Here is a 13,168-nt window from a genome sequence, read left to right on the forward strand (position 1 = left end):
GTCTATATATCACCCTGGGAGCAAAAAACTTTTATTCAGTCAATAAAGTTAGCAAGAACTAAAATTACTCCTTGTTGCAATGCTTCTCTCGCCATCTTTTGTCTATCTGTTTTTGATATCCCGCGACCACGCTCACCAGGTGTCCCAGGCATGGCTTCTAGTAATGAGATATAAGAAACAAATGGGAAAAGCTGATATCTTGTGGCGTAGTTAGACATGGCTTGCCATTGGTTATCGTTTTCTATTATATCCCGTCGCACCGCAGCTTGAGTCAATTTGATATCACCGATGAGATATGAATTTGGGTTTCTCGGTACATAGTTACCTTCTATAAATATAAAATCTGGGCGAGAGCCACCTCCTCTATTAGCTTCTACAATTGCACGATTCTGAGGGTCGTTATAATTGTGACAACTGAAACCACCGTTAGCTCTTCCGTCTATCTGTACTCGTGGGAAAAACCGTAAACTATTTATTAAAGGGATACCCTCAAAATGTTGGCACATTGTGTCGGCTAAAAAGTCTTCAAATATGTTACCATCAAGGGCTTCAAGAAGACCTTTTGCCAGGTCTGTACCCGGCATAAAATTGCTGAGGGCACTCATTACAATATTACCTGTGGTTTCTCCCAATTTGTCCAAAACGTAGTCTTTTGCTTGAGCTTTTGCGTAGGTGTTAATAGAAGCCAAGGCATCTTGTACACTTATTACTGAATTAAGTTCCATAATCGAAAACATCCCCGTCGGATCGCTATAAACATGAGGGTTGTTGTAAACAAACTGATAAGGATTGCTGCTTTCCGGTTCCATCTCAATCAAATCGATCGGATCGTAACTCATAAACCGCCCCGTTTCAGGATCGTAATACCGCGCCCGGAAATTGTACAGCCCAGTCGCCTCATCCAACCACTGTCCCTGGAACCGGAAATCCCCACCTGCATTCCCAGGTAAAGAAGCTGCTGTCCCAGACGAACTTTTTAGGTTGCCAAAACTATCGTAGTTAAACTTAGCAACACCTTGACCGCTAGCACCCGCCAACCCAATCACCGAACCCATCGCATCAGTCAAATAATAAACCGGATTCCCACTTGCATCAAACCGCATCAACGGCTGATTTCCCGCATAAACATAAGCACCCAAAGGATTGCCATTCCCATCCATTACCAACTGCGGCGACTCCAAACCATCACCCATAGAAGGCGCAACAATATAATCCTTTTCACCCGCCGCACTCTTGCTCTCAACTCTCCGGCCGGAACTATCATACTCGTACTCAACTAACACATTCCCGGCATTATCCTTCACCTGCGAAATCAAATTATCAGTATTGTAATCAAAATCCCGAATCACCCCATTTCTGCTAACAACATCCACCCGTCCCCCAGCATCATAAGTATAAGTCTCCACATTCGCCCCATTCGTTACCGAAGTAAGCTGATTGACATTCTCGTAACTGTAAGTCCCCGCAGCCAAACCGTTCGATACAACTTGACGGTTGCCAGCAGCATCGTAACCGTAATCAATCTCCTGCAACAAAACCCCAGCCGCACTGTAATAACTTTCCTTATCCACCCGCAGCGAAGCATCGTACTCCAACCTGACATAAGAACCATCTTCCCTGGTAATCTTAGTCGGTTCTCCAATGCCCTTACGTTCGTAAGCAACAGAAGCCAACACCGTCACCCCATCAGGAGCAAAATGAGTAATCTTCTCAACCAAATCAGTCTTATCCTGATACTGGTAAACCGTCTTCACCCCATTCGGCAAAGTCCGTTCTTTGAGACGATTTACTGCATCGTAAACCATCGCAGTTTCTAACACTTGACCGCCGGGGGAAGTTGCCTTCACTCGATCCGCATTGCCATTCGCATCGTACCTGTATTCGGTTGTGTAAGCAGTAGAATCAGGCGCATTCTTATCAGCTTTAACGACAACCTTCTCAACTCGACCCAAACCATCTCGTTGGTAGCTAATGCTGCCACCGTTAGGATAATCCAAACCTGCCAGCGCGCCCGTATCGGGGTCGTAGTGATAGACAGTCGTTCCCGCAGCATCCGTCATGCTTAAAAGCTGACCCGTTTGAGGATTCCAAATAGAAGTAACCTCTCCATCCAAAGAAGAAACCCGCCGCTGTTCCAGTCCCGCACTATCGTATTGGTAACTTACCGTTACTCCGCTGGGCAACTTTATTTGTTCGAGGCGGTTGGTAAGTGGGTTGTAAATAAATTCCTTTTCACCGCCATCGGGATAGATAATTTTCTTGAGATTTCCATCTTCGTACTGATAGGACAGTAAAGTTTCTTGATTCGGCCCGGTAACTCGTTCCAACCCGCTTTCACCGTAGTGATAGGTATAGACAGTATCGCCCAAATCCGTAACCGTTTCCAACCGTCCCAAATTATCGTAGGTAAACTTGCGATCGTTCCCGCCCCGGTCTAAAATTCGAGTCGGATAATCTTTCGCTTCCTGCAAGTTATTGCTGAAAAGATACTCAACTTTCGACTTGGTGCCGTCGGCATAAATCGTTTCCACGGGCAAGTAATTGGGCGACTGTACCGAAGTTGTCTCTCTTCCCAGAGGGTCGATAATTGTCGTTCCATTGGAATTGTAGCGGTACTTCCAGACATTACCGCGCGGGTCTGTCGTAGTTTTCATCCGGCCGTTTTCGTCGTAAGTATAGCTGGTCGTGTAGCTGGTACCTGCATCCAAAACCACAGTTTTTCCTGCTAGCTTGCCGGTCAAATTATCAGCCACGCCGGGGTCGGGGTCAACGCCTACCAGCGTGTCGTAATGGTAGATAGTTTCCACTCCCGTCGATTCATCTTTAACGCTTTTCACCCTGCCAATTGAGTCGTAGCCGTACCGGGTAACGCTACCGTTAGGGTCAGTTTCCGTTTCCAACTGACCTGCTTCATTGTAGGTAAATTTAATCTCGCCGCCGCCGCTCGTCACCCAACCTCCCAACTTGCCATCATCAGTAAACTTGCGTTCGATGCGACCGATAGTTGGCGCTTCTATTGCCGTCCAATCTGACCTTGCTCCTTCATAATCGTATTCTACCCATAAATCGTCACCGTAGTCAGCTTTTGTTTGCCGTCCCAATCCGTCATAAAAGAAGGTGGAGGTAACGCCATTTTCAGTCATGGTTTCCAACAAACCTTTAGCGTTGTAAGTCATTCTTGTTTCGTTACCCGACGCATCTTTCATCCAGCGGGGATTGCCAAAAGCATCGAAATTGCCGTAATAAGTAGTGCCGAAGGTATCGGTTTCTTGAACGACTCGACCTTGGGAATCGTAGACGTAGGATTGGATGACATTGCCGAGTCCATCCCGCATTTTTAGCATATTGCCAGCGCGATCGTACTCCATATGCAGGGAAGTTCCTGTGGGCATTACAATCGATGTAGGCTGACCGTATTTGTTGTAAGTGTAGCGGGTGATTCCAGGCACCGTACCCGGACAACCGCAGTAGGGTTCGGTACGGGATAGGAGGTTGCCGCTAGCATCATAGGTGTATTTTGCTACCAATCCGGCGGCATCTTTTGTTTCGATTAAATTGTTGTTATCGTCGTACTTGAAGTTAGTTTCCTGACCTAACGCATTGACTTGTTTGACAACATTGCCGCGCGAATCATAGACATAGGTAGTGGGATTGCCAAAGGCATCTTTAACGGTTTGAATTGAGTTGTCTGGGTCGTAAATCAACTCTACGGGGTCGCCGTCTGCGTCAATTATTTTCTTCAATCGACCTTTGTCGTCGTATTCTGTTTTTACTCCCGTGTTTCCTAGCGGGTCGATGACTTTTTCTAAATAGTGAGGTCGATCGGTATTGTAAACAAATTCTGTTTTGTTTTGCTCTTGGTCGGTGGTGGCAATTAAATCGCCTTTGGCGTCATATTGATACTTAACCTTTTTGCCATCCGGGTCAACAACGCTGACGATTCTCCCCGCCGCATCCCTTTCAAAAGTCACCGATTTACCGCTAGAACTTTGAATCCCCGCATCGCTAAAAGTCAGCTTGTTGCCGTTAGCATCAGTAGCCGTCAGCAAATCCCCAGACTTCGCATCAATCTCGTAAACCAATCCCTCTTGAGTAGTCAGTATGTAGATGCCACCAAAAGCAGGGTTTTCGGGATTGAAAGGTTGTCCGTTTACTCCGTAATATTCGCCGTACTCGTTTCTGACTAAATTCGCATCCTTGACAGTCAGAGTCACCGTCGAACCTTTCTGAGACTCGAACGCAGGTTTGTACATGGCAGCGCCCGGCCCGGCAGCTCCTAAATAAGCGTTCAAATGGTGCGATTTCGGCTTAAAAGTAAAGGTTTCCCGCTTCCCACCAGGTAACGTAATAAACACCTTAGTCTTACTGTCAAAGGGTACGGTATTGATGCCCAATTCTTCGTAAGTCGGGTCAGCTTTTAGCGAAGTCTTCAAATCAGTATCCCGGAATTCCATCCGCCAGCCGTAGCCGAAATCATCGCCCTTATTCGCATTCAAAGAATCGTAAGTTCGAGTCACGTTAATCGGAATTCCCGCCACCGGAACCGTCAAATCAGTAAAAGATAAGCGGAAATTCCCCAACTTCAAATCACCAGCAACATTCACCGTCCTTTCAGTAGTAGAACCGTTACCGTTAGCGTCAAATGCAGTGAATTTGAGAACGTAAGCGCCGTTAGCCAAAACAGTCGGGTCGAATGTCGCAACCGTTCCGTTGCTGACAGCAGCAGTTCCCCGATAAACCTCCTTAAATCCTCCGCCATCGCCCGGAATTTGCCCGCCACCAACCGGGGCTACTTCCAATGTATAGTAAGCTAAATTGCTGTCAGAAATCGTGCCAGTAATATTGAAGGGCGCGGTGATTTCTGCATCATCTTCCAGGGCGATATTTATAACAGGCGCATTGACATCGGTGGGGTCAATTGCTGCTACAGTTTGAGTCGCATTCCCTACATTCCCAGCCGCATCTTTAGCTGTTGCAACTGCTGTGATTGGAGTTGAATTATTTAACTTGACAGTTGCCTTGCCTTGTGCATCTATGACAACCGGAGTGCCGTTAATTGTCAATCCCAAAGACTCGACTTTGACATTATCTACAGCATTGACTGTAAACGTTACCGATTCCCCAACATTAGCTGCATTCTTGCTTGCAATTAAACTTACTTTCGGCGCAACAGTATCGGCGACAACGCTTAAATTGTAAGAAACAGTAACGCTTTCCCCAAAAGTATCAGTCACCTTAACCTCAACCGGATGAGTGCCGATATTCGCAGCAGTTGGCTGCCAACTAATCCGCCCCAATTCATCAACAGTCATGCCACTAGGAGATTGAATTAAAGCAAAAGTCAACAAATCTCCATTGCTATCACTCGCCTTCAAATCGTAACGATAACTTGCACCGGGCGAAACAGATTGAATCGGAATAGTTGGCACAACCGCTGGTGAATTAGCCCTGGCAATTAACTCAAAACCTTGGGCTGCACCCGTACCCGAATTGTCAACAGCCCCGACTACCACTTGATGATTTCCAGCAACAGGATTGTTCCAAGTAATCGCACCAGTAGCTGAATTGATTGTCATCCCAGTAGGAGATTGCAATAACTGGTATTGCGAGATAGTACCATCAGCATCAGTTGCTTGTACCTTATAGCTGTAAGCCCGTCCTGGTGAGGCTGTGAATGCAGGTGTGGAAGTGATTGTTGGGGGAAGATTGATAGCAGTAGTTCCCGCAGTGACAGTAAAAGTTTGAGTAGCAATTGCCCCCTGCTTGTCAGTCACCGCAACTTCCACAGAATGCTGCCCGATTTGAGTAGAATTCGGAGTCCATTGAATCCTGCCGTTGCTGTCAATTGCCATGCCGACGGGATAGCTGACTAAACTGAAAGTCAGCGGGTCATTTTCCAAATCAGAGGCCGCAACTGCATAACTATAAACTTGTCCTGTTGCAGCTTTAGTTGGAGGATTAGAAACAATAGTAGGTGGCGTATTAATTCCCCTGACAGCCAGACTGAATTCTTGAACTGCATAACCGCCGTTGCCGTCAATTACTCGTACAGAGATGGTATGTTCGCCAATTTGTTCTGCGTTAGGCTGCCAGCGTAAAGAACCGGATAGGGGGTCAATAATCATCCCGGATGGTGCTTTGTCCAAACTCCACAGCAACCTGTCTCCATCCGCATCGCTACCCGTCAAATTGTATTGATAAAGCTTGGCTAGATTAGTAATTTGCTCTGCGGGAGTAGAATCGATACTCGGTGCGCGATTGTTGGTAATATTATCGGCAATTAGATTGAATGTTTGAGTAGCAGTTCCTCCCAAACCGTCGCTAACTCTGACGGTTATTGGATAGGTTCCCTGTTGCGAGATTCCGGGAGTCCAACTAATCAATCCTTCGGAGAATGTCATGCCGGCGGGTGTCGAAGCTGGCGTTGCGAATGCCATGCCGTCGGGCGGATTTAATAGAGTATATGTTAAGGGATTGCCGTCGGGGTCTTTGGCTTCTACTTGATAGAAATATGTTTTGCCCAAACGGGTGTTTGTGCGGGGAGTTGAGGTGATGGATGGTGCTCGATTGGGGGCGGCTGGGCTGACGGTTAATTCGATTCTTTGGAATGCTTCTCCTCCTTTGTTGTCTGTTGCTTTAATTAAAATTTCCCAAGGTTCGATTTCGCCGGCATAAACCCAATTGAATGCGCCTCCTTGTTGTGCGGTTGTGGGAGTCCAATTTACGACTCCGGTGGTGGGGTTGATTGTGGCGTTGGTGGGGGTGACAGGTTTGCTGGAATTGGGAATTATGGAGTAGGTAATTGTGTCTCCATCTAAGTCTATGGCTTTGGCTTGATATTGGAAGGGTTGGTTGACGGCGGGATTGATGTTTTGTGGTAGTTGACTCGTGAAAACGGGGGCGTTGTTTCCGGGGGTGACTTGGATTTTGAATGCTTGTAAGTCGGTGCCGCCTCTGCCGTCATTGACTCTGACAATGATATCGTGGGTGCCGACTGCTGACAGTGGGGGACGCCAAGATATTGTACCGTTGGGGGCAACTGCCATACCTTTGGGGGCGACTGCTAAATCGAAGGTTAAGTCGTCGTTGTATGGGATACTGCCACTAAGCAGGTATAATTTAAGGGTTGCTAGTCGATTCTTGTCTGAGAACAATTGCTCTTTTATAGAAGAAGGTCTAAAATATTTTTATGCCAGCCAAGGATGTGTTTCACCAGATTGTTCGATCGGCTTTAGAAAAAGACGGATGGACGATTATTCACGATCCACTATTTTTGAAACTCAGTCGGCAAACCGAGTTTTTTATCGATTTGGCGGCCGACAAATTATTAATAGCAGAACGACAAAAAATTCAAATAGCTGTCGAGATTAAGAGTTTTATCGGACGCTCGACTATCGCGGAGTTTCACATGGCAGTGGGTCAATATCTCAACTATCGATTAGCCTTACAAAAAGTAGAATCCGAAAGAGTTTTATATTTAGCAGTCCCCCAAGACACCTATAGAGACTTTTTTGCAGATTCGTTTGTTGAGGAAGCAGTAGAACAACATCAGCTCAAACTGATTGTATTTAATCCAAAACAAGAGGAGATTGTTTTATGGAAAGACTAAATTATCGGGATTTAGTTAAACAATTACTGACCCAATATTTAAGCTATCAAAGTAGTGAAGATTCTATTGAAATGGAGGCGGTATTCGATGAAGAACGGGGTCGCTATCTCTTGCTGCACGTAGGTTGGCGGGATGAAGAACGGATTCACGGATGTCCGATTCACATCGATATTAAAGATGATAAAATCTGGGTTCAACGGGATTTTACGGAAGCAGGATTAGCGGAAGAATTGGTAGAACTAGGGGTTCCTAAAAACGATATTGTTTTGGCTTTTCGTTCTCCTTTCGTGCGGCAGTTTACAGGGTTTGCTGTTGTTTAGGGGATGGAGAAAGTTTGTTCTATCTGTACTTTCAGGTAAGAAAATTGGTGCACGCTCACGCCTCCACAGTCTTAATCTTTATATGCAGACACCAACTCTTCAACTTCTTTCACCCCCAAAAAGCGTTCGTTGACAATTTCTTGATAAGCTTCTAAATCCGGCTGCCAATTCTCCAGAAGTTGGTACAAGCGTTGCAGTTTTTCGCCTTCCAAGTCCCCGGTTATTTCGTACTGGAAGCTCCCCGAAAACAATACTGCGGGAGTTGGCTCGGCATCTTGCAGTTGCAACAAAGCTTCGGCAACGCTCAAGTTGAGTTCTCCTTGTTCCAGAGAGTAAACTAAATTAACGGCAGCTTTGACCGGAGCTTTCCCCACATCAGACCAAGTTCCCTTCGACAATAAAGTGGAGGTAATGTACTCGCGAGCAGCATTTTCATCTCCCCCTTCAAAGGTGATGAAACTTCTGGGATTGATGCTCAGAGTTTGATAGTCCGTGCGGGGTAGTGCTTCAACGTATTTGCGGATGATACCGGGAATTTTTGCGTTTTCTTGTGATTTTGTAGAGAGAGATTCGATGAAGGTGATGGCGTTCGATTGGGCGACGATGTTGATGCCGTTGGTGAAGGCAATTTGGGAGATTTGGGGACTAAAAATGGGGGGGCGGGCTAGTTCCCAGTCAGGTGGAACGATGCCGCTGTATTTGAGGAAGTCTGCGTTGAGGAGCGTGGGAGAGTGGTTTTTGGCAGTGAGGGATAAGGCTAGTTCTTGGATGGTTACTGTAGGTGTCATGGTTGTTGGTAGAGCGAGATTTTGTTGCATTTTATACTGGATGGATGGCTTTTGTACAATCGGATATTCAATCTTCCATATGGTTACTTCCACTTAAACATTGCCTAATTGTCTCCAAGACTGAACTCGAAAGGCTGTCTAATTCATACCCACCCTCTAAACCAAACATAACCCTCGGTGTAATTTCTAGACAGTATTGTGTAAGTGCAGCATAGTCTTGGGGCTGTAGATTGATTTTAGACAGTAAATCGGCTTGGTTGGCATCATACCCTGCGCTGACAATAAGCAAATCTGGGCAAAAGTTCTGGAAAAAGGGGAGAACTTTGGTTTCAAACAATTGATGGTATTTTTGTATAGTGCTACCTGGGGTTATAGGGAGATTCAAAATGTTGTTAAATTTGCCCTGTTCTTTTGATGTTCCTGTGTGCGGGTAACCGGGCGATTGATGAATCGAGCAGAAGGCGATGTTAGGGTAGCTTTCTATAGCAGCTTGGGTTCCATTACCATGATGGGCATCCCAATCTAGAATACCAACACGCTTGATGTTCTCATTAGCAAGTGCGTAAATAGCGGCAATGGCTGCGTTGCAGAAAATGCAAAACCCCATACCTTCATCTGGGAGTGCATGATGTCCTGGAGGTCTTGCTAAAACGAAAACAGGTTTTCCTTGCATCCAAACTCGATCAAGCCCATCTAACCAAGCATTCACAGCCAGTACCGCCACTTCAAAGCTTTTCGGAAAAATTTGGGTTGACTCAAAGCAGCCCCAACCTCTTGCAGAATAAGAACTCACCAAGTCGATGTAAGTCATAGAATGAACTTGTTTGATTGCCTCGATTGTATTTCTGGAAGAAGAAGGCTCGACCCATTCAATTAAGTCAGCAACTTTTGAGGCTTTTAATCTATTTACAATTGTTGTCAATCGTTCGGGCTGTTCAGGGTGCATATACCCGGTTTGATGTTCGAGGAAATGTTCGGAGTAAATAATGGTAATCATTGAGTTTCAATAGCCTTGAATATGACTAAACTACAATTATTATATAACTTTGTTTCGGTAACAATGACCGAACTCAAGAAATTGCTCTTGTCTGCCAAATTAAACCGATCGTTAACAGAGTGATTTATCCTCATTAACTATTAAAATTTTTCTAGCAACATAATTTCCCTCCACATGGGGGAGTTCCGTTAGTTGTATCGCTTTTGCTATCCCCGATTATGACGGTTCGATTCTGGAAAGCTGTGCCCATGCAACAGTAGCATGATTTTAGATAAAGGGTATTATTTCCTACCTCTCTGAAAAACTCTTAGAAAGGATTTTTTCTTTGTTCCTCATAATATTCTCTATCTTTTGGGCTTAATTCTAAACGATTAAACCCAGGCCACTTAAATCCTTGCATTAGAGCTTCTGACCAAACCCTTTCGAGCAAATCAGGATTTAGCCTGTAAGATGAGAAGGGAATTCCCCTGTGTAAAAAAGAGCGAGCCACCCAAAGTCGCCATAGCTTCTTAAGCCCCTCCGAACTTATGCTTCTGGGCCACTCATCCATCCACACTAAGGCATCTCGCATTGGATCGTAACAGGGCTTTAGCTCTGGCTGATAAACCAAAGCTTCGATTAGTTCCAAATCCTCACCTATAAAATAACTCATTTCAACCTCCTCTAGTTAACATCAATTATTAAATTCAACTCATCATCAACTTTTTCAAACCTGAAACTTTTAGGTGTCAGACCCAAGTATTCAAGAGCTCTTCTTCCTGCTTTTCCAAGCGAGCTACTAGCTGGATCTCCACCCGCCTCAAATACTCTTTGAACTTCCTCATTTGCTATACTTTGAAATTTGAGTTGTTTTGAAGGAGTAATATTTAACCCTTTCAATGCCTCTCCCAAGAATTGTCCACCACTACCAGGTGGTAGATTGCCTCTGTAAATCGTTGGCACAACAACAACACCAGGTTCGGGTGTAACCATGTTGATAACAGCGCTTGGGTCATCTGGGACAGTAGCAAAAAACGTCCCTTTGAACTCTCCTAGTTCGAGTTCTGGAAGATCGAAACAAGTGTTATGAACCAGAATCCCCAACTCCGAGACAAAGTAAGTCGGGAATCCCTCCACCTCAAAGTTGTAAACCTTGAAATTCCCCTCGCGTCGCTCTATCTTATCGACATCAACTTTCGTCTCCTTATCCGTCTGCAATAACGACCCAACAACCAAATCTTTAGCTTTCACCCAACCCTGACCCGGCACCCAGAAAGGATGTTCCGCAGTAGTAGAAATCACCTCCCCATCTACATACAGATCGTACAGCTCTGTTGCCTCATTCTCAAAGGTATCCAAAACCTCTTTCGCCTCAATCCCCCCAGGAGTAGTCGGGTCGTCAGCAATTACCCAATCCCCAACCCTCAGATCCTCAATACTCTTTTTAGCAAAGGTGAGTGAGGTCTGCGATGATGTTTGCGATGATAGGAAGAGTGCTTTAACTCATCCTATGAAAAATAGAAGAGCTGAGTACCATTTATACTTATCAGTAAGCTTCTGAAGGGTCTATAAATTTTACCCCAGTAGCACCCGCTTCAGTTATTTTATCTGCAATAAAGCTGTCGATGCAAATGATGAAAAATCCAACTTCTCCTACTATGAACACTTTGTATTTTGATGTATCTACAGGTAGTAAAGAAAGTTTTGTTATGGAATCTATATATCTAGCTCCACTGGACTGTATTTGATGAGACTTATATTCTGAATTTTCAAAATCAAAGCAGTCTAACTCGTCAAGAATGTGCATAAGAAAATAACTTCTTTCTAAATATTCTTCACCTTCATAAATAACTGTAACTGGAAAAAACTCCACCTTGATATTATCAATAGAATCTAGTATTTCTTTAATTTTACTAGAAATTATCCGAAGTGAACCAGTTGTAAAAAAATCATTTGGTGGGTATGTTGGTGGATATTCTGAGTATATTTCTAAAACTATATTAGATGTTAAGTTTGTATTTTTCAGGGATTGGCATCTTGAAATGTAAGGACTTATCTTTGCTGCGATTTCTCGATTAAGTATTCTTGCTTCTGTATAAGTCTCCCACGAAGTTGTATCAGCTTTCCAGATTTTTATCGTAGTCATAATATCTTTTATTGTTAACTAATTTTTGCGCTTAGACAATTTTTGTCGGAAACTTTGCACAGTAATGTCTACAATTTTACAACGGTTTTTGCTCTTATGAGTAGCAAAAATTAATTTTACCAATTTCTTAAATGTTGAGAATTCATTAAGTGAACAGCATTACAGTGGGAACCACCGTAATTTGGGCATTATGGTAAGGGGTTTGAGGGCTATGTCCCTGATGATACGGACGTTTTGACGGTGTTGTCACCTTATAAACTCAAAACATAAACTGTTATTCATCATTCAAGCTGAGTAATTTATTAACAATTTGTATATAGATTTCTAAGTCATGAAGCCAACCCGATATGACTTGACAATTTTTCATGCTTTGAACTGTTGAATTCTCATCATTAATTATGTAGTTGAAATTTCCTGTAAACAGTATAATAGGAGATTTATCTTGTTCTAGAGTTTTCAACGTGCCTTCATCAATACTAAGTTTGAGTTCTTTGTCTACCAATGAGTAAAAGAAATTTACACTAGCTTGTGGGGCAGAACTGGTAATTTCTGTCCATTCCTCAACAGCCGGGCGAATAAGCTTCTGAAAAATGTATCTATGAGGTAAGTCTGAATTTTGAGGAAATAAAACATAGCCTTTAAAAATTATATTTACACTAAAGTAGCTGATGTTAATCAAAGCAGACAAAATATCGGTATATCGTAAAGCTATATTTGGTGAGTTTGACGAACTTAACGCTTCCAAATCAATATTTTCAATAAAAGTGATTTTAGTTGCTTCTGCAATAATGTTAATTCTGTCGCGAAATATGACCTGAGAAATTTGATTTTTGCACACAATTTGTTGTCCATTATTCCAATTTTGTGGGACAATCATGGAACTTTTTAAAAAGTTTAAATTTAGAATCTTTGGATTGTAATTACTGGTTTTAATCACAATTGCTAATTCTATCCCGTTTAGATCTGTCTTTTTTAGCATAATAAATTTTTATTCAAATAATAGGACACCTAAAACTCTAGTAATTTCAATATCTGTAAAGGCAAGCAACTTGATGTCGCATCCTGATATTAAATGAAGAGATACTGTCGGAGACTGCATTCTATTTAACTCTTCTAATAACTTTTCAAATCCTCTGACCTTGCCTGATAATGCTGCTGGCATTCCCGCACGAGTTTTATAAATATCATATGCTTGTTTCGTAGGGATCGTACAAGATTTAATATTGATAATATGCTCATCAATCAAAATGTTTTCGTATTTTTCTAATTTTTGTTCTTTTAAATACAAAGACACAAGCATTCTAATACTGTCCATTGTTGTTTTCATTA

The 13,168-nt window shown here is 43.4% G+C and carries 10 protein-coding genes; 2 read left to right on the forward strand and 8 right to left on the reverse strand.

Annotated elements, in window-relative coordinates:
• Positions 1–35: 35 nt before the first annotated feature.
• Positions 36–7,046 (reverse strand): putative Ig domain-containing protein, encoded by a 7,011-nt coding sequence (locus tag P2A85_RS11565; RefSeq protein ID WP_377481434.1) that lies wholly within the window; start codon positions 7,044–7,046, stop codon positions 36–38.
• A 143-nt stretch (positions 7,047–7,189) separates the two neighbouring features.
• Here P2A85_RS11565 and P2A85_RS11570 point away from each other — a divergent pair, with 143 nt between their 5' ends.
• Together P2A85_RS11570 and P2A85_RS11575 are read left to right on the forward strand one after the other, a co-directional pair.
• The gene (locus P2A85_RS11570) at positions 7,190–7,609 is read left to right on the forward strand and encodes an element excision factor XisH family protein (protein ID WP_377479966.1); all 420 of its coding nucleotides are present in this window, start codon (positions 7,190–7,192) and stop codon (positions 7,607–7,609) included.
• Positions 7,597–7,929 (forward strand): XisI protein, encoded by a 333-nt coding sequence (locus tag P2A85_RS11575; protein ID WP_377479969.1) that lies wholly within the window; start codon positions 7,597–7,599, stop codon positions 7,927–7,929. Before P2A85_RS11570 ends, P2A85_RS11575 begins: the two co-directional genes overlap by 13 nt.
• A gap of 71 nt (positions 7,930–8,000) precedes the next feature.
• Here P2A85_RS11575 and P2A85_RS11580 read toward each other — a convergent pair whose 3' ends face one another.
• The 7 genes from P2A85_RS11580 to P2A85_RS11610 form a co-directional block, all read right to left on the reverse strand.
• Positions 8,001–8,747, reverse strand: coding sequence for a hypothetical protein (locus tag P2A85_RS11580; protein ID WP_377479972.1), 747 nt, complete (start codon positions 8,745–8,747; stop codon positions 8,001–8,003).
• Between the two features lie 37 nt (positions 8,748–8,784).
• Positions 8,785–9,714, reverse strand: a complete 930-nt coding sequence (locus tag P2A85_RS11585) for a histone deacetylase (protein WP_377479975.1) — start codon at positions 9,712–9,714, stop codon at positions 8,785–8,787.
• A 307-nt stretch (positions 9,715–10,021) separates the two neighbouring features.
• The gene (locus P2A85_RS11590) at positions 10,022–10,366 is read right to left on the reverse strand and encodes a hypothetical protein (RefSeq protein ID WP_377479978.1); all 345 of its coding nucleotides are present in this window, start codon (positions 10,364–10,366) and stop codon (positions 10,022–10,024) included.
• Positions 10,367–10,377: 11 nt separating this feature from the next.
• Positions 10,378–11,130, reverse strand: a complete 753-nt coding sequence (locus P2A85_RS11595; RefSeq protein WP_377481437.1) for a polymorphic toxin-type HINT domain-containing protein — start codon at positions 11,128–11,130, stop codon at positions 10,378–10,380.
• A gap of 109 nt (positions 11,131–11,239) precedes the next feature.
• Positions 11,240–11,839 carry an imm11 family protein gene (locus P2A85_RS11600; RefSeq protein ID WP_377479981.1) on the reverse strand — a complete coding sequence of 200 codons (600 nt, stop codon included), beginning with the start codon at positions 11,837–11,839 and terminating at the stop codon, positions 11,240–11,242.
• A 274-nt stretch (positions 11,840–12,113) separates the two neighbouring features.
• Positions 12,114–12,818 carry a hypothetical protein gene (locus P2A85_RS11605; RefSeq protein WP_377479984.1) on the reverse strand — a complete coding sequence of 235 codons (705 nt, stop codon included), beginning with the start codon at positions 12,816–12,818 and terminating at the stop codon, positions 12,114–12,116.
• Between the two features lie 9 nt (positions 12,819–12,827).
• Positions 12,828–13,166: a hypothetical protein gene (locus tag P2A85_RS11610; protein WP_377479987.1), complete on the reverse strand. Its 339-nt coding sequence runs from the start codon at positions 13,164–13,166 to the stop codon at positions 12,828–12,830.
• Between the last annotated feature and the right edge of the window lie 2 nt (positions 13,167–13,168).

The organism is Microcoleus anatoxicus (genome assembly GCF_042465725.1).
In the GTDB taxonomy this organism is placed as follows: domain Bacteria; phylum Cyanobacteriota; class Cyanobacteriia; order Cyanobacteriales; family Microcoleaceae; genus Microcoleus; species Microcoleus anatoxicus.